This window comes from Pseudomonas asturiensis (assembly GCF_900143095.1).
Taxonomy (GTDB): Bacteria; Pseudomonadota; Gammaproteobacteria; order Pseudomonadales; family Pseudomonadaceae; genus Aquipseudomonas; species Aquipseudomonas asturiensis.
Genome location: NZ_FRDA01000010.1, coordinates 1 through 25,521, shown reverse-complemented (window position 1 = coordinate 25,521; position 25,521 = coordinate 1). Strand labels below are relative to the sequence as shown.

The following is a 25,521-nucleotide window of genomic DNA, read 5'->3' as shown; positions in this document are numbered from 1 at the left end:
CGCGAAAGGGCCGGTTCATTCGATCGAGATGCATCGTTTGGAAAATAGCCTTCGTGAGCAAGCTCACTCCCACATTCAACAGCAGCATTTCACCCGGTCATGAGTTGTTTCACAGGAGCCCACCAGGCGATGCAACCCGAGCAATTCTCCAGCGCCGTGCTGGATTGGTACGACCGCCACGGCCGACACGACCTGCCTTGGCAGCAAGGCATCACACCGTATCGGGTCTGGGTATCGGAAATCATGTTGCAACAGACGCAGGTCAGCACCGTGCTGAACTACTTCGACCGCTTCATGGAAGCACTGCCCACCGTGCAGGCTCTGGCCGCAGCGCCGGAAGACGAAGTGCTGCACCTGTGGACCGGTCTGGGCTACTACACCCGCGCCCGCAACCTGCAGAAAACCGCACGCCTGATCGTGGCCGAACACGGCGGCGAATTTCCCCGCGATGTTGAAAAGCTGACGGAGCTACCCGGCATTGGCCTGTCCACGGCCGGAGCCATCGCCAGCCTGAGCATGGGTATCCGCGCATCGATCCTGGACGGCAACGTCAAACGCGTTCTGGCGCGCTTCACGGCGCAGGAAGGCTATCCGGGCGAGCCCAAGGTCGCCAAACAGTTGTGGGCCACGGCAGAGCGCTTCACGCCCCACACACGGGTCAACAACTACACCCAGGCCATGATGGACCTGGGCGCAACGCTCTGCACCCGCAGCAAACCCAGCTGCCTGCTCTGCCCGCTCGAACGCGGCTGCCAGGCACACATGCTGGGGCTGGAAACCCGCTACCCGATCCCCAAGCCACGCAAGACCGTCCCGCAGAAGCGCACACTCATGCCAATCTTCGCCAACGGCGACGGCGCAATTCTGCTGTACAGACGCCCGTCCAGCGGACTGTGGGGCGGATTGTGGAGCCTGCCCGAACTCGATCACTTCGACGACGTGCAGCACCTGGCCACACAGCACGCACTGGAACTGGGCAAACACCACGAACTGCCCGGCCTGATCCACACCTTCAGCCACTTCCAGTTGAGCATCGAACCCTGGCTGGTACAGGTCCAGGAGTCCGCCCATCACGTGGCCGAGGCCGACTGGCTCTGGTATAACCTCGCCACCCCGCCGCGCCTGGGCCTTGCCGCCCCGGTGAAAAAGCTGCTCAAACGCGCAGCCGACGTATTGAACGCAGGAGAGTCGTCATGACCCGCACCGTAATGTGCCGCAAATACAAAGAAGAACTGCCAGGCCTTGAACGCGCGCCCTATCCGGGTGCCAAGGGCGAAGACATCTTCAATCACGTCTCGCAGAAAGCCTGGGCCGACTGGCAGAAACACCAGACCCTGCTGATCAACGAACGCCGCCTGAACATGATGAACGCCGAAGACCGCAAATTCCTCCAGACCGAGATGGACAAGTTCCTGTCCGGCGAGGAATACGCCCAGGCCGAAGGCTACGTTCCCCCCGAGAAATAAAGCGTTTCACGCAGTGAAGGTCGTAAGCGTCGGTAATAATTCAATATTTTTTGATAACGCGCTTGACGACCTCCTGAAAAACACGTTTAATGCGCCCCGTTGCCCAGATAGCTCAGTCGGTAGAGCAGGGGATTGAAAATCCCCGTGTCGGCGGTTCGATTCCGTCTCTGGGCACCACCTTTCGTTTTCAGGTGATGCCAAGCACACCTGAAAACACACAAGAAGCCCGCCTCGTGCGGGCTTTTTGTTGTCTACGATTCCTCACAACACCCTTGAAAGCCCACCTCTTTGCGAGCAGGTTCGTGAGCAGATCAACTCAGTCTACGAATCCACTTACATTTCATCAGTGAAAAAGCTGATGGGGGTGTGGCCTGCAAGGCGCTATTCAGCCATGCGTTTTCAGCATTCTCCGTTTGAACTCATCGGCGTTGAATGGGCTGGGTTCGCCGCTTGAATCGTCCTCTACCAGAGCCAGGCGGATGCCTTCGCTCTCGGCACTGCGCTCTTGCTCACCACAGATCAGGTCGCGGGTGTACTCGCTGTAATCGGTGCCTCACGCGTTATCGCGCACCGCTGAATGGGTCCTTGCACTGAGTGGCTAATCCTGACTGGAGCCTCTGCTGAAAGGCTGCCTTTCATGAAACGAATATTCATGCATTTGATCGAGAGGCACTTTACTTAGTCCACCTAGTGGACCAAGCTATCCCTTAAACCAATCCACGGGAGGCAATGCCATGCAGACCCATAACATCCATGCAGCCAAGACGCACTTCTCGCAGCTTGTCGATGCAGCGGCAGGCGGAGAGACCATCATCATCGCCAAGGCTGGCATACCCGTAGCAAAGCTGGTCCCCATCACGGCACCGAAGCGCCGCGGGATGCTGAGCAACCTGACATTCAACGCAGAAGCCTCGGACGCCATGGATGCTGAAATCGCTGATCTTTTCGAGGCAAAGGAATGAAGTTACTGCTCGACACTCACGTTCTGGTTTGGGCCGTCACAGGGGATCGGAAGCTTTCTGAAACAGCGGCTCAACTCATCGACGATGAGGCCAATACCCTGTATTTCAGTGCTGCCAGTATTTGGGAGCTGACGATCAAGGGTGCGGAGCGGACCGGTGTTAACCCCGCATTGCTGCGCAAGGAACTGATCGATGCTGGCTACCTTGAATTGCCGATTACTTCGGTCCACGGCCTGACTGTAGACAGATTGCCCAACCATCATCGCGATCCCTTCGACCGCATCATGGTTGCCCAGGCGCTGGCCGAAGGAGTCAGCCTTGTGACTCACGATGGCGCTATGCACGACTATCCGCACACTATTATCGTTTGATCAAAGCAGCATGTGAAACGAGCCCCTGCCTGGCGAAGTCCACCACCGCCCGAAGCGCCAAGCCCGAGGACACCCAGGGCCAGCCTCCACAGCTTAGCCTTGGGCGATGCCTCTGATCCCGGCCGTCACCCTGCTCCACTGCCTCCTTGAACGCTCCTTCCTGCATGCTACCCACGACGGCTTTTGCGCAATCCACGAGATCAGTAGAAATCGTAATAAAGTACCCACTCGCCGGTTACTTTGCTTTTCCAGAACATCAGGGATCCACTGTCAACCACATTCAGATTGATCTCAGGATCGCTTGATAGTTGAAACACAAATTCAAAATCTTCCCCAGGGTCGATGCCAGGCTGGCAGAAAGACGGATACCCACCGACCTTATGACCATAAGCATGTGCCCCTAAATCTTCATAGCTTTCGATCTGTCCCGAACGTTCCAGCTCGACGATCTCTGCGTCCAGATACGTGGGTATTCCACCTTCATCCCACAGCGGAAAATCTTCTGCTACAAAGGCGACTTTCAATGACACGGCTTTGATAGTCGAGCCCGCCACAGGTAGCTCTTTAGGAACGAGCACGTGGTCAGGCCCATACTCGCGAATCAGCCAATTATTGCCCATAGGCTCAAAGGCTTCAGGCAAAGGCTCCGCGACAAACAGCGTAATGACACTGACACCCTCAAGCAGGGGATGCTTGAACGGCAGGCTACCAAGGTGTAACTGCGCATAGGGGTGCAGCTCTACCCCTTGATCATTCTTGGGTACGCCTTCCTCAAGTCCGTAAAGGGACACTTTGCCGATCCAGCTTTCTACAACCTGATCTGTGGATGGACTATTGCTGACTACAAATTCAGCGGCGGGTCTTACCAGCAGCTTTTTGACCTCGTCAATGCCCATGCTACCCGCAGGTTCGTGCCTGGGCGGTTGATAGTCAGGATCGGCAGCTTTGAAGCCCGGCAAACCATTCGCCTCGCGCCACTGGCGGATAATGTCAGTAATACCTTTGGCTGACGTGTCAGAACCGTCCTCTGGCCAAAAAATAAGGTCTGTACTGTCAGGATATTCGGTCACCTCAGCAAAGCGGTTCAACAGCCTCTCTGCCTGCCGGTCCCTCCCATGAGGTTTTGTGCCGAGGATTTGCTCCATGCAATGAAGAAATTCAGCTTCCGTGTAATCCGAAAAGTGTTGTTTGCTAACGCTGTGGCTACTCATCCGCCCCCCTCAGTTAAAGAATCGTGAGGGAGCGAAGCTAGGAAAATTGCTCGAACAAGGTAAGAGGACCGCAGCCATGCGGCTTGAGTGAATGGTCTCTGTTGAGCCAGGACGAATCTTAAGACGCACCGCCATACCCCGCTTAAGAAGCAGCATGCCTGCTTGAATTCAACGGACGCGCGTGCGGACACTGAATGATTGATGCCTCAGCCATAACCCCTCCGTTAAATAATTCCCGCCGCCTGCCGCTAACCCTGAATCGTGATATGTCTTGCAAATGGCCGAGCGCCGGATTGAGGATGTTCTTGATGGTTCAGCAAGCGTCGTGTCGCAGGCGGGTCTTTGCTTCGGGTTTTACGAGGCGTTTCATGGCTGCCGTGGCGCTGATGCTCATCGTACTCAATGGCGGAGTCGGTATACCCATGGCGCAAGCAAATCAGGATCAGCTGGCACCCGGTGTTCTGTACGTGATCTGCGAGGAGCCCTCGAGCGGAATGTGCCGGGCATTGGCCGCTGCGTTGTCGCAAGAGCATCGACAGGTCGAGGTTGTGCCGCAAACGACAGGGCTGCCCACGATAGCGTTCGTCGAGGAACTCAGGACATCAACGAGCCTGTCAGGTCATCTGGCCTGGAGAGCAACAAATGGCGTCGAAGGACGCGGGCCGACCCTTCGTTTTCAGGTCACCGACGCCACGTTATCGGAGCGGATGCTTCGAGATTATGTAAACGCCTTGCTGCACGAGTCTCCTGCGGCGCGGTAAATGCTCACGTTTTATGTCCCTGTTGCCCACGCTTGAGGTCGGCTCCATGTGTGTTCTGTGTATGACGTATCCCAACCTGAAAGGGCCAAACTGCCTCGATAAACTCGATGCACAAGGCACGCAGACCACCAGCAACGTCGCGGCCAATCTGCCGTCCTTTACGCTGGATCAGCAGGCCCGCTACCTGACAGATGGGTTCTGGCAGGATGTGGGCGGTCAACCTCACCATTTCAATGTGCGGGCTGGCGGCTCGATAACAGTCAATATCGCTGCCCTGCGCGCCGATAATCAGGACACCGCGCGCGCCGCGCTGCAAACCTGGTCCAATGCCACCGGCATCAAATTCATTGAAACGACAGGCTGGGCACAAATCGACTTCAGCGAGGACCAGAGCGGCGCGTATGCCAACTCCACGACCTCATCCAACGGGCTGATTGTCAGCAGCATCGTGAACGTGGAGGCCAACTGGTCCAATGGCAGCTGGTACAAACTGCAGACGTTTGTCCACGAGATCGGGCATGCGATCGGTCTTGGCCATGGCGGCAACTACAACGGCTCTGCGAATTTCGGCACCGATGCGAGTTATCAGGAAGACAGCTGGCAGAAGTCGATCATGTCGTACTTCGACCAGAACGATAATCCCTACGACACGGCAGCCTTTGCCTTCGCCATTACGCCCATGCTGGCTGACATACTCGCTACCCAGACGCTGTATGGCGTTTCTTCGGGCGTGAACACGGGCAATGACACGTATGGCGATTTCCGCACTGTCTTTGCGGCTGGAACGGATGTTGTCCAGGGAACAGCCGCGACCATTTTCGACTCGGGCGGCATCGATACATTCAACTTCAGCCTGCGTTCGGCCGACCAGAAGATCGACCTGCGTGCAGAAGCGTTCTCCAGTATCGACGGGGTCGCTGGCAACCTCGCCATTGCCAGGGGAGTGGTCATTGAAAATGCGATCACCGGTGGCGGCAGCGACACCCTTATCGGTAATGACGCAGCCAACCGTCTGGAAGGCGGTGCCGGGAACGATACGATTCTGGGCGGCGGCGGCAATGACATACTGGTGGGCGGCGCCGACCGGGACGACCTCGATGGAGGCGCAGGAACGGACACGGCGCTCTTCGCCGGCCTGAGCACGGCCTATCAGGCCCTCTACAATGCTGACTTCGCGCTCAACGGCATTCTCAGAATGACCGACATGGCAACCGGCGCGGTGGACACGCTGCGAAGCATCGAAAAGCTCAGCTTCGATGACGTGACCCTGGATGTCACCGCCCTGCTGGAAAACATGAAAGGCCGCTTCGGCACGATCAAGGCCGGTGAAGCCGATAGCCACCTCACTGTACTCTCAGCACGCTCGGACGACACATGGGTTCGCAGCGCCTACGAGATTGATGGAGCGTTCACCGCGACCGCCACGGCACGCTTCGACAGCCTGAATGCGGGCGCGTGGCAGCGCATCTTCGATTTCGGCAACGGGCCTGCCGCGGACAATATATGGCTGGGTCAGGTCGGCCGTTCTGACGACATGGCGTTCGCCATCGTCAAAGGGTCGACGTCTTACCAGATCGTGGCCAACGACGTGATCGTGGAAGGCCAGACCGCAACCTGGAGTGCGCGCGTCAATGCCAACGGCCTGATGCAGCTGTCCAAGGATGGCAAGGTCGTGGCCGAAGGTCAGGGCACAGTGCCTGACGATGTCGGCAGAGCGGACGAGCTGATTGGCAGATCGGCGTGGGCCAACGATACGCCGCTGATCGGCCAGGTGAGCAATGTTCAGGTCGTTAACGGCAGCCCCGTCACGAGTGGCGGCGGCACTTCCGGGTCCGGTGGCACGACGTCAGGCACAGCGCCCTCCTCCACGAAACTTCCCGACGCCAATCTGCACCTGTCGGGATTGAGCGATGGTCAGCAGGACTTTCTCATCAGTCTGTACATCGGCGCCTTTGGCCGTACACCCGAGTACAGTGGCCTTGCCTACTGGGCGGACGAACTGGCTGCCAACCTCAAGACGGGCATGGCACAAAACACGGCCAATCTGCTTGTGGGTCAAAACATGTACAAAGCCGGTGCCCAGAATGGCGAGGGTGGCACGCAGTTGCAGACCGCCGAGTACGTGACGTTCGCTTACAACAATGCGCTGGGTCGCCAGGCCGACCAGGCCGGTTATGACTACTGGGTCAACGACCTGTCGGCTGCCCGCATCAGCCGGGGCGATTTTCTGACCACTTTCCTGACTGCTGGCATGAATGCGACACGCGATGCGGACTTTCTGATTTCGCGCATCGCCGTGGGTGAATTTGCGGCTCAAAAACATGTGTCTGGCGCGGGCGCGCCGGGCATCGACTCCAAGGCGATTCTGTCCTCGGTCACCGACCCGGCCAGCGCTCAGACGGTCATCAACGGCATCATTCAAAAGTACGGGGCAGCGTCCGCAGAAATCACGCAGATACAGGTGACGGGGAACTCAGCCCAGACGAGTGACATTTTCTATGTCTGAACCGATCAGTACGGCGCACTGAACGACATCGGCGCAAGCCCTGTACGAAAAGTCGGCGAGCACAGCCACTTTCCACGCAGAGTCTAAAGCCGATTGAACTTAGTGCTTGAGCCATCCATCGAAGCCATACATTTGTTTTCGAAGGAAAAATCCTGTGCTTAAGTTCACTGCCTCTGCCCTCATCATCGCCGCTACTCTGGGTCTCGCTGCCTGCGACAGCAAGTCCGAGCAGAAAGCGCAGGATGCCCAGGCGCATCAGGAAAATGCTCAGCAGAAGATGGAATCTGCTCAGGCCAAGGTCAACGACGCAGCCAAAGAAAACGCCGAGGCCGCCAAAGACAAGGCTGCGTCCAAGGAAGCGGCTGCCGAAGAGTCGAAAACCTTCGTGCCGACCTCCGACGTGACCAACACCGTTCAAACACCTGAAAAAAAGTAAAAACAGTCAATTCTCTTCACAAAGTTTTCACAGCCACTGCGTCATTGTAGAGCTGCTCCCAAGTGTGAATCCTTAAGCCCGCTCCCCCATCGCGGGCTTTTCTTTGTCCGGCGTTTGGCGACGCTACGCACGAAATGCATTGAACCCTCCCTTCTGAAGTAGCTCAAAGCCATCATCGAGCTCGATAAAGACGCGCTGTTATATATCTTCCTGAGAAAAGCAGCGGTATTTCTGGCGTCAATTTTAGTATTTTCCGTCCGTCAGAATAATGAGTAGCTGTCCTCATGCCTTCATCCTTGTCGTCGATAGACTCACATGAAGAGTTCCGCAACACCACACTAGGGGCAGGTTATGTTCGGGAAGAAAGACAGAACTGAACTGGCAGCCATGAAGGCCGAAGTAGGAGGACTCAAAGGACTGATGGGCGCGCTCGAAAAATCAATGGCTATCGTCGAGCTGGAGCTCGACGGAACGATCATTCGGGCCAACGATAACTTTCTTGCTGCAATGGGTTATCGGGCGGAAGAACTGCACGGCAAGACGCATCGCGACTTCTGCGATCCGGAAGTGGCACGCAGTCGCGAGTATGCAGATCTGTGGGCCTCCCTGCGGGCAGGCAAATTCATATCCGGCACGTTCAGGCGCATTGCCAAGTCAGGCAAGAGCGTCTGGCTGGAAGCCAGCTACAACCCCGTGGTCGACGCGCAGGGCAAAGTGATCAAGGTGGTCAAGTACGCCTTGGACGTCACTCAGCAAGTCCTGCTCGAAAACGAAAGCCGCAGCAAGCTCAACGCCGTGGATCGCGCCATGGCGATTTGCGAGTTCGACCCGGCAGGCCAGGTGCTTACGGCCAACGACAACTTCCTGCATGTCATGAGTTACTCACTGGGCGAGATCAAAGGCAAACACCACAAGACCTTCTGTGAACCGTCGCTGGTCAACAGCGCCGAGTACTCGGAGTTCTGGCGCAAGCTGAACCAGGGCCAGTTCGTGGGCGGCCAGTTCAAGCGCATCGGCAAAAATGGCCGGGTTGTGTGGCTGGAAGCCACGTATAACCCCGTTTTCGACACCGATGGCAAACTCTACAAAGTCGTGAAGTTCGCCAGCGACATCACGGCCAAGGTGGAGATGCAGGAAGCCGACGCACATGGCGCCTCCAAGGCGTATCACATCTCGGCCGAAACCGAGAAAGTCGCCGAACAAGGCACTCTGGTGATTCAGGAAACCGCACGCGAGATGCGCCAGATCGCGGAAAACATCGGCTCCTCCGCCAGGCTGGTCGGGCAACTGGGCGATCGCTCGGAGCAGATCACCGCCATCGTCAACACCATCCGGGGCATCGCCGATCAAACCAACCTGCTGGCACTCAACGCTGCCATTGAAGCGGCACGGGCGGGCGATCAGGGCCGTGGCTTTGCGGTCGTGGCCGATGAGGTGAGGCAACTGGCCGGACGCACCAGCGGCTCTACCACGGAAATCGCCGAGATGATCGGCAAGATTCTGGCAGAAACCCGCGAGGCAGTTGCCAGCATGAGCGCCACCCAGGAAGGCGCCAACCGTGGCGTGACGCTAGCGGATCAAGCGGGACAGGTGATTGTTCAGATCCGGGATGGCGCGAGCGACGCCGTTGAAGCCGTCAGCATGTTTGCCAATCGCATGGACGAAGCGGAAGCGTTTTCAAAGCTCGGAAAGAAATAAGTCTTTCGCGTAACGATGCAAGTCTGGACATTTAATCGGTTCATACTTTCATCCCGTAACGGCTTGCCCAGCAAATATAAAAGCCCGCCTCAGCGGGCTTTTTATGTTTTTGTTTTCCGCGCCTGACAACTGTCTATTCAACACCTGCATCGTCCTTATTCGGTCCCTTTAAATTCGTACTGTTCGTTCGAACGTCGAAATGCATTCGTCACCCTGAATCCAGACAGACGTTTTATATGCTTGAACACCGCCTGACACACAACAAACACCCTCGAATAAACGGTGCTCGATCCGGTGCTTCAGGTGCCACCGCGCGGCAGTGTTGGGCACAGGCCCTGTAATCGAGCCTTGGCTATTGAAGCGTCGTGCGCTTCAATAGCGACCATTGCCCTTACCGCCTGACAAAGGACCGCCCCATGGCTTCGCCGGACAAACAGCAGAAACGCGCCAAACGCGCAAAGATCAAGGCCAAGCAGAACCGCTCCGGGAAGTCACCGACCAACGTTGTCCATCCGGTATTCGCCTCTGCGCTGGTCAGCCAGCCGTTCGACGACGTGCAGCTGGACATGAGCACCTTCGACTTCAAGGACATCGTTGAGAACGGCTTCGAACCGGCCGACTACGAAGACCTGTTCGACGCCATGAAAGCCGCCGAAGCCATCAGCCAACTGGCGATGTGCCTGGTGTTCCTGCAATACCCGGTACTGGCACTGGTTGTGTCTGAAGAAGACGAAGACGAAGCGACCGACTTCATGATGGGCCTGCTCATCACCTACCGCGCCATCCACCACGACGAAGACGAAGACACCGCCGTGGAGTGGGTCGAAGGCAAGGCCTTCCAGGCCGATTTCCAGATGGCATCGGACCTGCTGATGAAACGCGACGCCAAGGCAGTGCGCTGAGGGAACGAGGGTGTGCGATCATCCATAAGCCCTTGATCGCGCCCTGCACTGCTACTGTCCAGTGGGAGTGAGCTTGCTCACGAAAGCGATAGCACGGACATTCTATCTACTGGCGTTTGCGCCAACCGCTTCGCGAGCAAGCTCGCTCCCACCAAGCTGTGCGTGTGTTCAGCGCCCTTCTGCACAGAACATAACGCTTTGTGCAGCACTCACATCACCCCGACGCAGCAGCACCAACCCGTGCAGCCTTGCGGCGAAGTGCTTCAAACCTGCCGACGACGGAAACCTGTGGGAGCGGACTTGTCCGCGAAGGCAGTGTGTCCGGCGCGACATCTCTACCGAATGCACTGGCCTTTTCGTGGACAAGTCCACTCCCACGACCCAGTGTGTAACGAGACAGCGGAGCGTCCTGGACAGAGTGCCAACGCGGGGCGTTGGCATCATCAGATCCAGGTCACATCACCCCAGCGCAGCAGCACCAACCCGCGCAGCCTTGCGGCGACGTGCTTCGAACCTGCCGACGACGGAAACCTGTGGGAGGCGGCTTGCCGGCGATTCGGTCTCTCATGCGACCTGTCAGCGACTGAGCTGACGCCATCGCCGGCAAGCCGCCTCCCACGGTCCTGTGTTTGCAACGAGACAGCGGAGCATCCTGGACAGAGTGCCAACGCGGAGCGAAGTGGGAGCGGACTTGTCCGCGAAGGCAGTGTGTCAGGCGCGACATCTCTACCGGATGTACTGGCCCTTTCGTGGACAAGTCCACTCCCACGGTCCTGTGTCTGCAGCGAGACAGCGGAGCGTCCTGGACAGGAGTGCCAACGCGGAGCATTGGCACCATCAGATCCAGGTCACATCATCCCAGCGCAGCAGCCCCGACCCGGGCAGCCTTGCGGCGACGTGAGACGGTCAGGCCCGCACCGACCACCAGCAGGCTGAGCACGCCGGTCGCGATGATCTCGATGCGATGGTCTTCCTGGATCAGCATGATCGTCAGCACCGCGACGATGAAAAAGATCACCAGCCAGGTCAGCCACGGAAACAGCCACATCTTGAAGTCGATGGCTTCGCCTGCCGCGATACGCTTCTGACGCATGCGCAGTTGCGACACGGCGATCACCAGATACACCAGCAACGCAATGGCGCCCGAGCTTGCCAGCAGGAAGTCGAACACCGCCGCCGGTGCGACATAGTTGGCAAACACAGTCAGGAACGCCGCAGCAGTCGACAGCAGGACCGCGCAGTAAGGCGTGCCGCCCTTGCTGGTGCGCTTGGACATTGCTGGTGCATCACCGCGTTTGCCCAGCGAGAACAGCATGCGCGAGGCGGTGTACAGCGCCGAGTTCAGGCAACTGGTCACTGCCACCAGCACCACCAGATCGACGATCAGCTTGGCGTTCGGAATGCCCATGGCATCCAGCACTGTCTGGTACGAGCCCACTTCAGCCAGGCGCGGATCGTTCCACGGCACCAGCGACACAACGATGAAAATCGAAACCAGATAAAACAGGAAGATCCGCCAGATCACCGAATTGGTGGCCTTGGTGATCTGCTTGCCCGGGTTCTTGGATTCTGCCGCCGCAATGGTCACGATCTCGGTGCCCATGAACGAGAACATGGTGGTCAGCATCGCCGCCAGCACTGCGCCCATACCGTTAGGCAGAAAACCGCCGGTGTCGAACAGATGGCTGACACCGCTGACGTGGCTGGTCGGCAGCAGGCCAAAGATGGCCGCAACACCCAGCACCACAAAGGCAATGATCGCCACCACCTTGATCAGCGCGAACCAGAACTCGAACTCGCCGTAGTTCTTCACACTGAACAGGTTGGTCGCTGTCAGCAGCAGCGTGATGACCAGCGTGAACATCCAGATCGCGATGTCCGGGAACCAGGCATGCAGAATGGTCGCGGCCGCATTGGCCTCCAGCGGAATCACCAGCACCCAGAACCACCAGTACAACCAGCCGATGGTAAAACCGGCCCAATGGCCGATGGCGCGGTCAGCGTAGGTCGAGAACGACCCGGTGTCAGGCGAGGCAACGGCCATTTCGGCCAGCATGCGCATGACCAGCACCACCAGTGTGCCGGCTGCGGCGTACGCCAGCAGCACGGCAGGTCCGGCTTCGGCAATCGCATGGCCGGAGCCGACGAACAGACCCGCGCCAATGACGCCTGCAATCGACAGCATCGTGATGTGTCGAGGTTTCAGCCCTTGTTCGAGCTCGGAAGAATTAGCGGTATTGCTCATAAAACCACCTGTGCAAGACGAGCGAAGCACACCGAAGCGCCTCGTAAAAAGAAAGCAACGGTGCCGTTCTTTATTCTTGACGCAAGAACTGCGCCAAAATATTTCAAAAACGACGTCGCTCCTGAAACACAAGGGCTGGAGCCGAACAGGCAGGGAGTGGACAGAACGAGATTTTGGTCTATGGCGTAGGAATTGTTACCGAATGCCCCAAAAGCCGTCCACAGGTGCGCACCGAAAAAGCACACGTACAGCAAAAAAGCGCAGCAATGGTGCGTGAACCCACGTACCACTCGGCAAAAGCTGCTTCCAACAGAAGGTCAAAGCTGGCAACATCGCGCCTTTTTCGCGCACGCCCACCGGCAACGGGTACCCGATCCATGCAACGGCGCGCCCTTTGGCAACGGTCTGCCGGGACGATGCGACAACCTGTAAAACGCTGTCACATTCACCGTTGCACGCAGTTGGTTGTCTTTTGAACGCTGTGCTAGCTTGGCGCTCGCCTCGCAGAAAAGAGCGCACAACCCTATGAGGACCCCACATGGCTGAGGCCACGCCCGCCCTGGAAATCCGCAACCTGCACAAACGCTATGACCAGCTTGAGGTGCTCAAAGGCATCTCGCTGACGGCGCGTGAAGGTGATGTCATCTCGATTCTGGGCTCATCCGGTTCCGGCAAGTCCACCTTGCTGCGCTGCATCAACCTGCTGGAAAACCCGCATCAGGGCCAGATTCTGGTCGCTGGCGAAGAACTCAAGCTCAAGTCCGCCCGCAATGGCGAACTGGTTGCCGCCGACAACAAACAGATCAATCGCCTGCGCAGCGAAATCGGCTTCGTGTTCCAGAACTTCAACCTGTGGCCGCACATGAGCGTGCTCGACAACATCATCGAAGCGCCGCGCCGCGTGCTGGGCCAGAGCAAGGCCGAAGCCATCGAAGTCGCCGAAGCACTGCTGGCCAAGGTCGGTATTGCCGACAAGCGCCATGCGTATCCGGCCCAGCTTTCGGGAGGCCAGCAACAACGTGCGGCCATCGCCCGCACGCTGGCCATGCAGCCTAAAGTCATTCTGTTCGACGAGCCGACCTCGGCCCTCGACCCGGAAATGGTTCAGGAAGTGCTCAACGTCATCCGCGCGCTGGCCGAAGAAGGCCGCACCATGCTGCTGGTGACCCACGAAATGAACTTTGCACGCCAGGTTTCCAGTGAAATCGTGTTTTTGCATCAAGGAATGGTCGAAGAACAGGGCACACCGCAGCAAGTGTTCGAGAACCCGCTGTCGGTAAGGTGTAAACAATTCATGTCGAGTCACCGCTAACGGAGCAACACCCATGCAGACGTACAAGAAAATCCTGCTGGTCGCAGCGGCCACCCTGGCTTTCACGACCAGTGCTTTTGCCGAAACCTTGAAAATGGGTATCGAAGCGGCCTACCCGCCGTTCAACAACAAGGATGCAAGCGGTCAGGTCGTCGGTTTCGACTATGAGATCGGCCAGGCCCTGTGCGCCAAGCTCAAGGTCGAATGCCAGGTGGTGACCTCTGACTGGGATGGCATCATCCCGGCCCTTAATGCACAGAAGTTCGACTTCCTGATCTCCTCGCTGTCGATCACCGACGAGCGCAAGCAGGTGGTGGATTTCACCGACCCGTACTACTCGAACAAACTGCAGTTCATTGCACCGAAAACCTCCAGCCTCGACGTTTCGTCCATCGACAAGGCCAAGGAAAGCCTGGCCGGCAAGGCTGTAGGCGCACAGCGCTCCACGCTTGCCGCCACGTGGCTGGAAGACAAGCTGGGCATTCTTGATGCCAAGCTCTACGACACCCAGGAAAACGCCTTCCTCGACCTGACCTCCGGTCGCGTTGACGCCATGCTCGCCGACAAATACGTGAGCTACGAGTGGCTTAAAAGCGATGCCGGCAAGAACTTCGAGTTCAAGGGTGAGCCTGTCGAGCAGAACGACAAGATCGGCATCGCCGTGCGCAAGGGCGATCCACTGCGTGAGCGCCTGAACGCGGCACTGAAAGAAATCATCGCTGACGGCACCTACAAGAAGATCAACGACAAGTACTTCCCTTTCAGCATTCTCTGATTCACCTGACAGCGTCGCCGCGGCTTCCCCCGAAGCGCGGCGACACGTCCTGAAAAAGCCTGCCCATGAACATTGATCTCCACGGATTCGGCCCGGCCCTTGCGGCTGGCGCGCTGATGACGATCCAACTGGCACTCTCGGCCCTGTGCCTTGGGCTGGTACTCGGACTGCTCGGCGCACTGGCCAAGACTTCGCCTTACAAGCCTCTGCAATGGCTGGGCGGCACCTACTCAACCCTCGTGCGCGGCGTTCCTGAATTGCTCTGGGTGTTGCTGATTTACTTCGGCACCGTCAACGGCATGCGCGCGCTGGGCGAGCTGTTCGGCAAGCCGGACCTGGCCCTGAGCGCCTTCGCCGCTGGCGTCATCGCGCTGGGCCTGTGTTTTGGCGCTTACGCCACCGAGGTGTTTCGCGGCGCTATCCTGGCCATTCCCAAAGGCCATCGCGAAGCGGGTCTTGCGTTGGGCATGTCGCGCACGCGCATTCTCTACAAGCTGATCCTGCCGCAAATGTGGCGCATCGCCCTGCCCGGCCTGGGCAACCTGTTCATGATCCTGATGAAAGACACCGCGCTGGTCTCGGTGATCGGCCTTGAAGAAATCATGCGTCACGCGCAGATCGCCGTGGGCTTCACCAAGGAAGCGTTCACCTTCTATATGGTCGCGGCCATCATGTACCTGGGCCTGACCGTGCTGGCGATGATCGGCATGTACTTTCTGGAAAAACGCGCCGCTCGCGGCTTTGCGAGGAGCGCGTCATGAACTGGGAAGTCATCATCAAATGGCTGCCACGCCTGGCCCAGGGCGCGACCCTGACGCTGGAGCTGGTGGCGATTGCGGTCATCGCAGGCTTGATCCTCGCGATTCCGATGGGCATCGCCCGCGCTTCACGGCACTGGCCGGTGCGTGCGCTGCCGTATGCCTACATTTTCTTCTTCCGGGGCACGCCGCTGCTGGTTCAGCTGTTTCTGGTCTACTACGGCCTGGCGCAGTTCGACGCCGTGCGCCAAAGCGCGTTGTGGCCTTACCTGCGCGACCCGTTCTGGTGTGCCGTCATCACCATGACCCTGCACACCGCCGCCTACATCGCGGAAATCCTGCGCGGTGCCATCCAGGCCGTGCCAGCCGGTGAGGTCGAGGCAGCGCGGGCGCTGGGCATGTCGAAGTGGAAAGCGCTGTTCTACATCGTCCTGCCACGTGCCGCCCGAATCGGCCTGCCCGCCTACAGCAACGAAGTGATCCTGATGCTCAAGGCCAGCGCACTGGCCAGCACCGTCACGCTGCTGGAACTGACCGGCATGGCGCGCACGATCATTGCGCGCACCTACATGCCCGTCGAGATATTTTTCGCCGCCGGCATGTTCTACCTCGTCATGGCCTTCGTGCTGGTGCAGGGCTTCCGGCTGCTGGAAAAGCTGTTACGCGTAGACGCGAGCCAAGGTCGCTGATATGAAGAGGGCTGGCTTTCATTCAGCCAGCCCTCACACGCGAAGCCGCCGCCCATGACCTCTGAATCCAGCCTGCAGAACGATCAGCTTCGCAGCCACTTTGGTGCGCTGGACAGCTTCCTGTTCGCGCATCAGGGGCTGTGGCGACCCAAGCCGTTCACCCACCTGCGTCTGCCCTGGGAAGCTCAACACCCCGAACTGGCCGACTGGCTGCGCCAACGCACCCTCGACCAGGCAGACGCGGACCCTGAACAGCTCGACGCGCCCTTCCCATTCACGCAACTGGCCGCCGAAGCCGCCGCCTTGAGCCAGGTGGGCGAACTGCCCGCCTTCCCGCTCGCGCCCGTCGAGCCGCGCATGAGCGTGGACGTACCGGGGCGTAAATGGCAACAGATCGAAGCCTTCGCCCGTCACCTCGACACCCGGCAGCCCAACACCCACTGGCTGGACTGGTGCGCAGGCAAAGGCCATCTGGGTCGCCGCCTGACCGGCCGCAGCCAGCAATTGACCTGCCTTGAGCGCGACCCGGCGCTGGTCGAAGCGGGCCTGACCCTTAGCGCACGTCAGGGCATCGAGGCCAGGCATGTGCAGCAGGACGTCATGGCCGACGATGCCTGGCGCTGCCTGCAACCGCATCACAGCCCGGTGGCGCTGCACGCCTGTGGCGATCTGCATGTGCAATTGATGCAACTGGCCAGCCAGACCGGCTGCCAACAGCTGGCCATCGCGCCGTGCTGTTACAACCGCACGCGTCACGCCGACTATCAGCCACTGTCTATTGAAGGCCTGGCCTCGGGGCTAAAGCTGTCGCGCGATGAGCTGGGCCTGCCGCTGAGCGAAACCGTGACCGCAGGCGCTCGGGTCCGCCGCCAGCGGGACACGTCCATGGCACGACGTTTGGGTTTTGACCTGTTGCAACGCAGGCTGCGCGGCAGCGACGACTATCTGCCCACGCCGTCACTGCCCGTTGCCTGGCTGGATGTGCCCTTTTCCGACTATTGCTGCCATCTGTCGCGATTGAAAAACCTGCCCGAGCCGGGCGCGCAGAACTGGACGGAACTGGAAGCCGCTGGCTGGCAACGGCTGGCTCAGGTGCGCAACCTCGAGCAGGTCCGCAATCTGTTCAGGCGACCTCTGGAAATGTGGCTGGTACTGGACCGGGCGCTCTATGTTCAGGAGCAGGGTTACAAGGTCTTGGTCGGGACGTTTTGTGACCCTCAAGTCACCCCACGCAACCTGCTGATTCTGGCCCACAGGCTGTGAAGGAAATCAACAGAACATCCTGTGGATAAGTCTGTTGATGAAAATTCCGACGAGTGCAATAAAGCTTGGCGCGCCAGTTACTCAAGCCCCTGATTATTCCTGGCCGTGCCGTCAGGAACCCGCAAAAACAGTGGTTTGCGACAGACATCGCACAACTGCACACTTGCGCCCATGTGTGCAAACGTTTATGCGGGAATTGTGCATAAAGATTTAGTAAAGGCTCTGAAACAGGCCTGTCAGGGGTCAAAATCGTGCGCGGGTAAACACCTGCGCACGACCCGATTTGACGCAGGTTTTCAGACTTCTTCCACACACTCCAGCGACCGCTCGACCATCACTTTGGCCATCTCCACCATGTGCATGGCGGCGAAGGCCAGATCGCGTTCCGAGCCGTTCAATTCATCGCCCAACTCGTAAGCCGTTGCCGATGCACAGCGCAGGAAATCGAGAGCGTGCAGCAGCGTTGATTCCAGGCTGATGTAGTCGTTGGTCTTGTCTTGAGGGTCTTTGCGGGATCGACCCGTCGGCAGGTAGCACGCCATGGCACGCTTGACGACGGCCTGGTCGAAGATCGGGGCGGTGGACGTTTGCGGGGGTGGATCGGGGGTTACTTTGACCATGTTTTAGCTCCTTCCATGAAGTCGCTGCCTGATCGCTACTAAACGAAAGGTGGCGACTGTACGCGAGTTAGTAGACCGGCGAGCTAAGTAACCGGCGCACCCGAAGGCGCCACGCGCACAGCCGCCATAACATCGGCAAACGCCAGATGGAGACACGGTTGTGAAGCCTTAACTCGGTGCGGGCTACTAAACCCGATCGCTGATGGGCAGCGACGGATGGAGGGTAAGAGCACAGACCCAAAGGCACAAGCGGGCGGGGATTCTCTCGGAAATGTCCGTCAAAGGAAAGAGACGAAACCTGCAAAAACCCACCGCAAAGCGTTGCAAATCGTGAGCGGAGGGTCGATTTCGAGGTAAAGGTTCTTCGCCGCCCCACTGTCTCCCGGCACACCCGGAACAGTGGGAAGCAGCTTGCCCGCAAATATCAAGAACGGTGAATGATCAGCAAACCCACCTTAAAACTGATCATCCCTCAACCGCGTGAACGGCACGCTGCGCCCCTGCAACTTGCGCAGCGTCAATTTGTACGCACTGGACTTGATCTGGCTGCCCATCGGCGTCTCCTCCAGCAAAATCCGCCCCGACGCAAACGCACAGCCTGTGTCCAGCATCTTGTACTTGAGCAGGTACAGCCCCGCGTCCATCTTGCTGAACGTGAACGTCGCGCCCACCGGCACAAACGCATGACGATACGCCTTGCGCCCCACCGCATCCGTCACCTTGGCGTACACCGCCGAACCGCCCGCCGTGTTATCCACAGTGATCTGCGACCAGCCGTTGTCCTTGAGCGTGGGCATGTCCTTCACATAACCGGCCTTCTGCGGCCAGGGCGCGCCCATCGGATCGACCGTCGGCACCTCACACTCAGGCACAGCAGCCTCCACCGGCTTCTCGGCGACCGCCGCAGGCGCCTCCACCACAACCGGCGCAGGCTTGACCCAGGTTTGTGCAACCGGCACGGATTCTGTCGGCACAAACGACTTGCCTGCATTCGGGTCGTAACCCATCCAGGCCCCGGCCGCGCAAAAAATCACGAACACCGTTGCCCATCGCCAAGCACTGCTGCGCCGCTGACGGTTGGGTGGGTTTGAAGAGCCGGAAGCGTTTGAAGAGGCAGTGGCCCGTCGTCGTTCGGGGCCGTGATAGGCAGGACCGTGCCCGGCAGAAGACATCGACGCAGCCGCAGCGGCGTAACCATGAGCAGCACGCCCACGCGCCGCCTGCACCTGCTGGCGGCGCGCAGCTTCTTCACGTGCCTTCTGCTCATCGGCCACAAGCTGCGCGTCATACGCTGCGCGCCTGCCCGCATCGGCCAACACATCGTGAGACGCGTTGACGATGCCCATCATGTCCGAGGCATAAGGGTCGGAATTCCTGTCCGGGTGCAGCTTCTGAGCGATCTTGCGATAAGCCTTCTTGATCTGATCAGGAGAGGCATCGCGAGCGACATTCAGCAGCTCGTAATGCGTGGGCGTTCTCTGCATTGCACTAGCTGTCCATCGCCTACTGCCATTTTGATACAGCTATATCGGCCAAAACCGCCCGAACTCCAATCGCAATGCTACACACCTGATACAAACCCAAAAAAATGCCCGGGTCCTGAGACCCGGGCATCGTTTTAAAGCATCGAGACCTTCACACCCGCCGAAGCGACCTTGACGATCCCGACCCGGTGATGACTTCATCAGCGTCCAGACGCACATTCATGCGATTCAGACGGCAATGCATAGCCTCTCTATCACCTGACGCATGCCCGACCGGGCAAAACGTCGTTACCAATATCCTGCAACCGCTTCTCAGTGAATGGCTGGCCTGGGGTGTACTGCATTCCCGAGCCCCTGCAACGATCCTTCGTATCATTCATCGGATAATCCTTTATCCCGAACTGAAAAGTGAACGCCCCTCGCCGCTGACTCAGTGGCTTGGGCCGTTGAGAACAAGCCTATGCAAAGCCCCCACACCCTGCAAACCGCCCAAAAGCCCCCGAGCCTTTCCGCCCATCCAAACACACCACAACGCCACCAGCGCCCAACCCCCTTATTCGCCTGCCCGAGTTAAAAATCCCCGCCTGCTCACGGCCATCACCCACCTCGACAAACGCCGGAACCGATACCTCATAACCCCCTTATTACCGCCACCCAGCCGCCTAATCCGCCAAAACCCAAGGAAACGTCCCGCACCCACGACACCCCTCGTCCTGCAAACCACCCCCTCGCCGCCCCGATGGCAAAAATTTTTCAACTGAATCAGACAGCTAGGCTTTACAAGCGCATCAGACTCTATATACTCGCAGCCCATCACGCCGGTATAGCTCAGTTGGTAGAGCAACTGACTTGTAATCAGTAGGTCCCGGGTTCGACTCCTGGTGCCGGCACCATACGCAACATCGAAAGAGGCTCACCGAAAGGTGGGCCTTTTTTGTTTGTGTCGTGCCGGTCCCGGCTGTGGAAAACCAAAGATTCCCACCGGTAGATAATTTCATCCACAGGCGCAAAGAAGATCGAGTAAAGCGCTGTTGTGGTGAGCAACCCCTGGTGGCCAGAACCTTTTAAGGCTATGCCACACCGTGGTGGTTCTCCCAAAGTGCGATTAGCGTCCGGCAGCTCGCGCGGTCACAGCGATGTGATGGATGCCTACTTTTGTCAGCGTGCCCACTGCGGCAGCTTGTCCCCTTTCAGCAACCTATCCGCTTGGCCATTTCATTGCGCCAACCTGCGCACGTCTCTTTCTCCCGGAAAGAGACGGGCGCTCCTACCACTGCTGCAGCCCACCACGTACAAGGCATTGCGGCATTTCCCCTAGTGACAATCGGCGTGACAAACACCGAATTCACCAGCAGCAGCGATGCAGATGATGGTGCCGCAGCCCACAGAATGGACTGCACTTGACTGACAGTCAGGCATGCCCCGGTCATCGCATTGCTGCGTTCACCCGGCTCAGTATCTTCAGGCGCTGGTCTCGTCAGCCAATGCTGCCTCCACCCGCCCACCTCTTCGGAGGTGTTCAGGAGGCCAGATCATGAGATGCGCAAGCTCCCGTTCGTAAAGAGCCGCCAGTCCCGCGTTAGTGGACAACACCCACAGGCCGCAGGGGCCTTGATCCCTGATAACACTCAACATTCTTGGCGGGACGACGTGGGACGAGGATCGGAGAACATCAGAAGAGGTGACCGGCATGGCACTGGTGGGTAGGCGCGACGGCCGCAATTTCGGCTACGGCAGGCAATTGAGTTACGCAGGACCTCAGGCGTTGAAAGACATGTTCGGCGGTGGCCACTACGGCACGGTCAAGGCGCACAGTGATCGATGGTTGGCATTCGTGAAGTGGTGCCGCTCCGAGCAGGGACCCGGTATCAATGATGCAAGGCACATTGATCGGAAAGTGTTAGCGGACTATGCGGCGTATCTGCGCGACGTGGTTAGGCGCGCTGACCTCGCCGTCAGCACCCCACAAAACTGGCTATCCAGCGTTAACAGGACCATGGCAGCGCTTCGCGGTGATCAGTACGTGGAATTGCCAAGCCCAAGCAAGGCGTTGGATATGCAGCGCACCGTGATTCGCTACTCAGTGCCGCAGGGCCAAGACCGCGAACAGGTTAAGCAGATCGTCCATGCGCTTTGCAGTCAACATCAGCTCCGGGCCGCCGCAATTGTTCTGTTAGCGCGAGCCACCGGTATGCGCTTGCGTGAGGCCATCTTGGCTGACTTACCACGGCTAAGCCGCGAGGCTAACGGCCAAGTTAGCATTAACATTCAGGATGGCACCAAAGGTGGCCGCGCCGGCGCTTCAGCGCCACGTTGGATCGCGGTGGACGAAAATGTCCGAAGTGCACTTGGGGTTGCGCAGCAGGCGACGCCTGCTGGTAGCCGCAACCTGATTGCTCCAAACGAAAGCTACCTGAATGTTCTGCGAGAAATTATCCGCCCTACGCGGGACATACTGCACGCACACAATCTGAAAGGTTTCCATGAGCTACGAGCGGCCTACGCATGTGAGCGCTATGAGCAAATCACCCAGCACTCTGCGCCTATCAAGGGCGGCCAATGCTGTCGAGTAGATTGGCGCCTTGATCGTGAGGCCCGGAGGCAAATCAGCCATGAACTGGGGCATGGTCGGATCGACGTGATCGGGGCCTACATTGGTGGACGGGCATGAGTAAGCCATTCGACATGGAGCTGTTTCTGTCTACCGTTCTGACCGGCTCGCACACAACCCGGCAACGTCATGTACGCCAGGCGAAAATCATCGAAGCTGAAATTGCAGTTCGCTGGCTGCGACAGACGCCTTGGGCTTGGCAGAGAAAACACGTCGCTTGGTTCCTCGATCATCGCCTAGGCAAGCGCAGTCAGGCGACGCGGTACTACTACCTGTTGACTGTGCGGTTGCTCGTTCGACGATTATCCAAATCTTGGAACTTCAACCCATAAGAAAATGCTTGGTCTTTACAGTCCTGACTGGAACAGATTACCCATTTCGTTGCCAGTGCTCAGTTCAGACGGCCACTACAAGGCCTGCCTGAGACTGATCGCGGGCGTGCTGATGGCAACTCGTAAGCACATCATAATGTGCCGCTCAGCATGGGGCCACGGTCTCCTTCAGTCAGTCGACGCTAAATACACGCATTGCTCTAAAATGCACAAATAGCCATTTCTGCTCTTTCCAAGCAACCTTAATTTCGCTATAAATAGCGTATTTCTGAGAATCTTTTACATCAGCGCGCCTAGCGCCATGAAACATACAAAACTCAAAGGGAGGTGTAGATAATGGATTCCGGTCGACTAAGGGCTTTGACGATCGAACGATTCAAAAGCATTTATGATAAAACCAGAGTTGAGTTTGGCCAATTAACTATATTCTTAGGCAGGAACAATAGCGGAAAAAGCACCATATCTCAGGTACTACTTCTTCTGAAGCAAACTCTAGAATTGGCACGAGTCGAAACCGTGCTGAATATCGACGGCTACGTATCTGCAATAAACCTGAGAGAACTTATCTCTGGCTGGCCAGAAACGCCAGAAGACGTTGATGGTCCATTTTTTTCCATTGAGTGGTCCTCGCATGTTGACATTGACAAAGCTCTTGATATTTCGGGCTGGCCAGACTTACCTACACTCATGGATAAAGCATCGCTGCCATGGCTTGCAGAAAGCCGTGGAACGAGTGTTGAGCTCTATTGTAAATTAGACCTTCAATACTGCGAGCTAAATGGAAAAATTGCGCTAAATAGATTGGCACTGACATCATCCCTAAACTCAGATTTTGATGACTCAAGCTCAGTTTGTGCTCGCGTTGAAATTGACAGAGGCGAAGATGGGCGCTATCAGTGCCATTGGGATGGGGTACCGTATAAAAAAATCGAAGTTGACATGCATCACTTCATCCCCTCTATATCAATAGACAGACGAAATATCGGCCCAAGGAATAGACAGCGATCTTTAGCGAATGCCTTCAACGTTCTATTCTCTCAACCTTTGGATTCTCTGGAGTCCATGTTAAAGGGTTTTTCTTATTTAAGCTCCACTCGTGGATTACCGCTATCAATCTACTCCCCAAACTCATCAGGCGGTGAAGATATAGGGATGAGCGGAGAATTTGCAGCGCAGTTGCTCTACACTCATAAAGAAGAGCCTGTACACTATTTCTTCCCAGACTTCGATGACGTCAACGTTCCATTCGCGCCAAAAGAAAAAAGCTTAGCAGTCGCAATAAATGAGGTCCTTGAAGGACTTGGGATTGATACTCCACTATCCATTCATGAGATAGAAAAAGTCGGCTTTAGATTAATGTTTGGCAAAGCCACATTCTCCCACGTAGGGAGAGGGCTTACATATTTACTGCCGATAGTGCAACTAGGTTTGTTTAGTGACCCCATGCGCTTCAAGCATGGCGCCGATGTACTTGTATCTGCACAAAATCGACTCTGTGCATTCGAAGAGCCTGAATCTCATCTTCATCCTAAAGTACAAGGGCGCTTAGCTACTTGGTTCGTTTCCTTGGCACGCGCAAATCGTCAAGTAATTGTCGAAACCCACAGCGACCATATGGTTCGACGACTTCGTAAGCTATTAGCCCAAGCAAAGCCTGGGAGCGACATAGAAAAATGGTTAAGCGCTAATATTCGAATCGTGAGTGTAAACCAGGTTGACGGGAAAACCTCAATTGAGTCCGGGCTTATTAAAAAAGACGGTAGCGTGGAGGTTTGGCCAACCGACTTCATGGATGCTGCAGTTAATGCAGAGCAAGAAATTTATTATGCCGCGCTAGACAAGGAAGAAGAAGCCTCGCAGGCTACTGACCTCAGGGTAGAGCACATGGACAAGGATGAGCCGGATGCTATTAATTGACCCTTACATCTTTTTGCCTACTAAAGGCCTTCCCTACAACGCGCAAAGAGTGGAAGAAGTTAAAGCCAACCTAAAAAATATTCTACGCATCAATCGCCATCTAAAATACGATTTGATCGTAGATCAGACACATTGGCAAGATATTGAAAAGCGCTACTTAAGAGTTCTAAGCACTTCATTCAAGGATGCAGAACTAAACGTCGCACTCATAAACTTAAGAAACTTAATAAAGAAAGTCGACACTACGTCAGTCGGAGCTATACGTACATGGGGAGTCAAACCATTATACTATGGCTTCATATCAGACGAAGACACCCTTTTTGGGGGCTTGATTGCACGTGCCGCAGCCTATTGCATCACTCAATACGGGCAAGCCAACCTGTTCGTTGAAGAAACACTAGGGCGCAATATTCAAGAACATTCCACAGGCCATTCACGTATAAAAGAGCGCTTGAGATGGCGGATCTACGTTTCTCGCGCGGGGTTAAACGGCGCCATGCCAGTTTCGTGCATTTACGCCCCAAGAAACATAGAAATCCCTTGGACCACGAGATTTGATATTCTTTTACCCGACACCGGAGAGTACTCATTTGTACCGCCAGCCAATTGGCATTTGCGAAGCACGCCGGCAGTAGTCACAAAAAAATCTAAACCTGTGTTCTTAGATGCCTCTGGAAACGGATGGGCTACTCCGAACACGCCCGGGCAGGCATATCATTGGGATGTTTACTTGACAGACCCTAAATGGGCTGCCGCGAGAGGAACCGATCAAATTAACGTTACTAGATTTGGTGCTCCCGAGTCTCAAGGCGTACCTGGAACGATTCACCACGTGCCTACAGGAAAGGCTAGCTTAGCAAGAGGCAAGTGACTCTCTAGAGCTTTTTAACGGCTACCATAGTTTATATATAAACTATTCACTAACAAACGAGGCTTGGGTATTTCAATGCCCAAGCAGGGTTAGCCTTGTACGCAGCCGGAATCCGTTTTAGGATAGTTTTAGAGATAGAGCGTTGCGGTCAAAACTGAAATAAGTATAATAATTATAAGGTTATAAACCAGTTCGATTCCTGGTGCAGCACCGCCTCATGCAAAGGTCAACTGATCGTAAGCGCTCCATGAATCCCACATTCCAAGCGCTTATCTGATGCTCGATGCTGTGCTCCCGATTCTCTCAGGAGCACGTTCGCCATGATGCGACC

The 25,521-nt window shown here is 57.0% G+C and carries 22 protein-coding genes, 2 tRNA genes and 1 pseudogene; 21 read left to right on the top strand and 4 right to left on the bottom strand.

Annotated elements, in window-relative coordinates:
- Positions 1 to 129 precede the first annotated feature (129 nt).
- The 5 genes from mutY to BUB69_RS17650 all read left to right on the top strand — a co-directional run bounded on the left by mutY (position 130) and on the right by BUB69_RS17650 (position 2,799).
- Positions 130 to 1,197 (top strand): A/G-specific adenine glycosylase, encoded by a 1,068-nt coding sequence (mutY, locus tag BUB69_RS17675; protein ID WP_073168998.1) that lies wholly within the window; start codon positions 130 to 132, stop codon positions 1,195 to 1,197.
- Positions 1,194 to 1,466, top strand: a complete 273-nt coding sequence (locus tag BUB69_RS17670) for an oxidative damage protection protein (RefSeq protein WP_002555777.1) — start codon at positions 1,194 to 1,196, stop codon at positions 1,464 to 1,466. The genes mutY and BUB69_RS17670 overlap by 4 nt, the downstream gene beginning before the upstream one ends.
- 101 nt (positions 1,467 to 1,567) lie before the next feature.
- Positions 1,568 to 1,643: transfer RNA gene (locus BUB69_RS17665), tRNA-Phe, on the top strand.
- A 557-nt stretch (positions 1,644 to 2,200) separates the two neighbouring features.
- Positions 2,201 to 2,428 (top strand): type II toxin-antitoxin system Phd/YefM family antitoxin, encoded by a 228-nt coding sequence (locus BUB69_RS17655; RefSeq protein WP_073168996.1) that lies wholly within the window; start codon positions 2,201 to 2,203, stop codon positions 2,426 to 2,428.
- The gene (locus BUB69_RS17650) at positions 2,425 to 2,799 is read left to right on the top strand and encodes a type II toxin-antitoxin system VapC family toxin (protein WP_073168994.1); all 375 of its coding nucleotides are present in this window, start codon (positions 2,425 to 2,427) and stop codon (positions 2,797 to 2,799) included. The genes BUB69_RS17655 and BUB69_RS17650 overlap by 4 nt, the downstream gene beginning before the upstream one ends.
- Positions 2,800 to 2,999: 200 nt before the next feature.
- On the opposite strand, the gene BUB69_RS17645 is transcribed toward BUB69_RS17650, so the two are convergent.
- Positions 3,000 to 4,010, bottom strand: coding sequence for a bacteriocin immunity protein (locus tag BUB69_RS17645; protein WP_073168992.1), 1,011 nt, complete (start codon positions 4,008 to 4,010; stop codon positions 3,000 to 3,002).
- A gap of 368 nt (positions 4,011 to 4,378) precedes the next feature.
- On the opposite strand from BUB69_RS17645, the gene BUB69_RS17640 reads away from it, so the two are divergent.
- The 6 genes and pseudogenes from BUB69_RS17640 to BUB69_RS17620 all read left to right on the top strand — a co-directional run bounded on the left by BUB69_RS17640 (position 4,379) and on the right by BUB69_RS17620 (position 10,313).
- A complete protein-coding gene (locus BUB69_RS17640) occupies positions 4,379 to 4,771 on the top strand; it encodes a hypothetical protein (protein ID WP_141121873.1) in 393 nt (130 codons plus the stop codon).
- A gap of 46 nt (positions 4,772 to 4,817) precedes the next feature.
- On the top strand, positions 4,818 to 7,277 hold the full coding sequence (locus tag BUB69_RS17635; RefSeq protein ID WP_175561772.1) for a M10 family metallopeptidase C-terminal domain-containing protein: 2,460 nt from the start codon (positions 4,818 to 4,820) through the stop codon (positions 7,275 to 7,277).
- A gap of 154 nt (positions 7,278 to 7,431) precedes the next feature.
- Entirely contained in the window at positions 7,432 to 7,713 is a 282-nt protein-coding gene (locus tag BUB69_RS17630; protein ID WP_024684676.1) for a hypothetical protein, read from the top strand.
- Between the two features lie 351 nt (positions 7,714 to 8,064).
- Positions 8,065 to 8,841: pseudogene (locus BUB69_RS29685) on the top strand (PAS domain-containing protein); the annotation flags it as partial.
- Positions 8,842 to 9,411 carry a methyl-accepting chemotaxis protein gene (locus tag BUB69_RS29680; protein WP_240033469.1) on the top strand — a complete coding sequence of 190 codons (570 nt, stop codon included), beginning with the start codon at positions 8,842 to 8,844 and terminating at the stop codon, positions 9,409 to 9,411.
- 416 nt (positions 9,412 to 9,827) lie between these two features.
- Complete coding sequence (locus tag BUB69_RS17620) at positions 9,828 to 10,313, top strand: hypothetical protein (protein WP_073168984.1); 486 nt, start codon at positions 9,828 to 9,830, stop codon at positions 10,311 to 10,313.
- A gap of 853 nt (positions 10,314 to 11,166) precedes the next feature.
- Here BUB69_RS17620 and gabP read toward each other — a convergent pair.
- Complete coding sequence (gene gabP, locus BUB69_RS17615) at positions 11,167 to 12,558, bottom strand: GABA permease (RefSeq protein WP_073168982.1); 1,392 nt, start codon at positions 12,556 to 12,558, stop codon at positions 11,167 to 11,169.
- Positions 12,559 to 13,096: 538 nt separating this feature from the next.
- Between gabP and BUB69_RS17605 the strand changes: the two genes are divergently transcribed.
- From BUB69_RS17605 to BUB69_RS17585, 5 genes are all read left to right on the top strand, one after another.
- On the top strand, positions 13,097 to 13,870 hold the full coding sequence (locus tag BUB69_RS17605) for an ABC transporter ATP-binding protein (protein ID WP_073168980.1): 774 nt from the start codon (positions 13,097 to 13,099) through the stop codon (positions 13,868 to 13,870).
- Between the two features lie 13 nt (positions 13,871 to 13,883).
- Positions 13,884 to 14,645 carry an ABC transporter substrate-binding protein gene (locus BUB69_RS17600; protein WP_073168973.1) on the top strand — a complete coding sequence of 254 codons (762 nt, stop codon included), beginning with the start codon at positions 13,884 to 13,886 and terminating at the stop codon, positions 14,643 to 14,645.
- Between the two features lie 65 nt (positions 14,646 to 14,710).
- Positions 14,711 to 15,406, top strand: coding sequence for an ABC transporter permease (locus BUB69_RS17595; RefSeq protein WP_073168971.1), 696 nt, complete (start codon positions 14,711 to 14,713; stop codon positions 15,404 to 15,406).
- On the top strand, positions 15,403 to 16,092 hold the full coding sequence (locus tag BUB69_RS17590; RefSeq protein WP_073168969.1) for an ABC transporter permease: 690 nt from the start codon (positions 15,403 to 15,405) through the stop codon (positions 16,090 to 16,092). The genes BUB69_RS17595 and BUB69_RS17590 overlap by 4 nt, the downstream gene beginning before the upstream one ends.
- A gap of 54 nt (positions 16,093 to 16,146) precedes the next feature.
- A complete protein-coding gene (locus BUB69_RS17585) occupies positions 16,147 to 17,355 on the top strand; it encodes a methyltransferase (RefSeq protein ID WP_073168967.1) in 1,209 nt (402 codons plus the stop codon).
- Between the two features lie 296 nt (positions 17,356 to 17,651).
- On the opposite strand, the gene BUB69_RS17580 is transcribed toward BUB69_RS17585, so the two are convergent.
- Both BUB69_RS17580 and BUB69_RS17575 read right to left on the bottom strand, forming a co-directional pair.
- Positions 17,652 to 17,975: a DUF6124 family protein gene (locus tag BUB69_RS17580; protein WP_073168965.1), complete on the bottom strand. Its 324-nt coding sequence runs from the start codon at positions 17,973 to 17,975 to the stop codon at positions 17,652 to 17,654.
- Between the two features lie 455 nt (positions 17,976 to 18,430).
- Complete coding sequence (locus tag BUB69_RS17575) at positions 18,431 to 19,459, bottom strand: J domain-containing protein (RefSeq protein ID WP_073168963.1); 1,029 nt, start codon at positions 19,457 to 19,459, stop codon at positions 18,431 to 18,433.
- An 817-nt stretch (positions 19,460 to 20,276) separates the two neighbouring features.
- On the opposite strand from BUB69_RS17575, the gene BUB69_RS17565 reads away from it, so the two are divergent.
- From BUB69_RS17565 to BUB69_RS28595, 5 genes are all read left to right on the top strand, one after another.
- Positions 20,277 to 20,352: transfer RNA gene (locus BUB69_RS17565), tRNA-Thr, on the top strand.
- A gap of 797 nt (positions 20,353 to 21,149) precedes the next feature.
- On the top strand, positions 21,150 to 22,130 hold the full coding sequence (locus tag BUB69_RS17555) for an integrase domain-containing protein (RefSeq protein WP_073168959.1): 981 nt from the start codon (positions 21,150 to 21,152) through the stop codon (positions 22,128 to 22,130).
- A complete protein-coding gene (locus tag BUB69_RS17550; protein WP_073168957.1) occupies positions 22,127 to 22,402 on the top strand; it encodes a hypothetical protein in 276 nt (91 codons plus the stop codon). The genes BUB69_RS17555 and BUB69_RS17550 overlap by 4 nt, the downstream gene beginning before the upstream one ends.
- 336 nt (positions 22,403 to 22,738) lie before the next feature.
- Positions 22,739 to 24,319, top strand: a complete 1,581-nt coding sequence (locus BUB69_RS17545) for an AAA family ATPase (RefSeq protein ID WP_073168955.1) — start codon at positions 22,739 to 22,741, stop codon at positions 24,317 to 24,319.
- Entirely contained in the window at positions 24,306 to 25,190 is an 885-nt protein-coding gene (locus BUB69_RS28595; RefSeq protein WP_141121871.1) for a hypothetical protein, read from the top strand. The genes BUB69_RS17545 and BUB69_RS28595 overlap by 14 nt, the downstream gene beginning before the upstream one ends.
- Positions 25,191 to 25,521: the final 331 nt, after the last annotated feature.

Excerpts from the sequence above, each read along its gene's own strand:
- mutY (WP_073168998.1), top strand. The coding sequence starts at position 130 with ATGCAACCCGAGCAATTCTCCAGCGCCGTGCTGGATTGGTACGACCGC.
- BUB69_RS17670 (WP_002555777.1), top strand. The coding sequence starts at position 1,194 with ATGACCCGCACCGTAATGTGCCGCAAATACAAAGAAGAACTGCCAGGC.
- BUB69_RS17655 (WP_073168996.1), top strand. The coding sequence starts at position 2,201 with ATGCAGACCCATAACATCCATGCAGCCAAGACGCACTTCTCGCAGCTT.
- BUB69_RS17650 (WP_073168994.1), top strand. The coding sequence starts at position 2,425 with ATGAAGTTACTGCTCGACACTCACGTTCTGGTTTGGGCCGTCACAGGG.
- BUB69_RS17645 (WP_073168992.1), bottom strand. The coding sequence starts at position 4,010 with ATGAGTAGCCACAGCGTTAGCAAACAACACTTTTCGGATTACACGGAA.
- BUB69_RS17640 (WP_141121873.1), top strand. The coding sequence starts at position 4,379 with ATGGCTGCCGTGGCGCTGATGCTCATCGTACTCAATGGCGGAGTCGGT.
- BUB69_RS17635 (WP_175561772.1), top strand. The coding sequence starts at position 4,818 with ATGTGTGTTCTGTGTATGACGTATCCCAACCTGAAAGGGCCAAACTGC.
- BUB69_RS29680 (WP_240033469.1), top strand. The coding sequence starts at position 8,842 with ATGCAGGAAGCCGACGCACATGGCGCCTCCAAGGCGTATCACATCTCG.
- BUB69_RS17620 (WP_073168984.1), top strand. The coding sequence starts at position 9,828 with ATGGCTTCGCCGGACAAACAGCAGAAACGCGCCAAACGCGCAAAGATC.
- gabP (WP_073168982.1), bottom strand. The coding sequence starts at position 12,558 with ATGAGCAATACCGCTAATTCTTCCGAGCTCGAACAAGGGCTGAAACCT.
- BUB69_RS17605 (WP_073168980.1), top strand. The coding sequence starts at position 13,097 with ATGGCTGAGGCCACGCCCGCCCTGGAAATCCGCAACCTGCACAAACGC.
- BUB69_RS17600 (WP_073168973.1), top strand. The coding sequence starts at position 13,884 with ATGCAGACGTACAAGAAAATCCTGCTGGTCGCAGCGGCCACCCTGGCT.
- BUB69_RS17595 (WP_073168971.1), top strand. The coding sequence starts at position 14,711 with ATGAACATTGATCTCCACGGATTCGGCCCGGCCCTTGCGGCTGGCGCG.
- BUB69_RS17590 (WP_073168969.1), top strand. The coding sequence starts at position 15,403 with ATGAACTGGGAAGTCATCATCAAATGGCTGCCACGCCTGGCCCAGGGC.
- BUB69_RS17585 (WP_073168967.1), top strand. The coding sequence starts at position 16,147 with ATGACCTCTGAATCCAGCCTGCAGAACGATCAGCTTCGCAGCCACTTT.
- BUB69_RS17580 (WP_073168965.1), bottom strand. The coding sequence starts at position 17,975 with ATGGTCAAAGTAACCCCCGATCCACCCCCGCAAACGTCCACCGCCCCG.
- BUB69_RS17575 (WP_073168963.1), bottom strand. The coding sequence starts at position 19,459 with ATGCAGAGAACGCCCACGCATTACGAGCTGCTGAATGTCGCTCGCGAT.
- BUB69_RS17555 (WP_073168959.1), top strand. The coding sequence starts at position 21,150 with ATGGCACTGGTGGGTAGGCGCGACGGCCGCAATTTCGGCTACGGCAGG.
- BUB69_RS17550 (WP_073168957.1), top strand. The coding sequence starts at position 22,127 with ATGAGTAAGCCATTCGACATGGAGCTGTTTCTGTCTACCGTTCTGACC.
- BUB69_RS17545 (WP_073168955.1), top strand. The coding sequence starts at position 22,739 with ATGGATTCCGGTCGACTAAGGGCTTTGACGATCGAACGATTCAAAAGC.
- BUB69_RS28595 (WP_141121871.1), top strand. The coding sequence starts at position 24,306 with ATGCTATTAATTGACCCTTACATCTTTTTGCCTACTAAAGGCCTTCCC.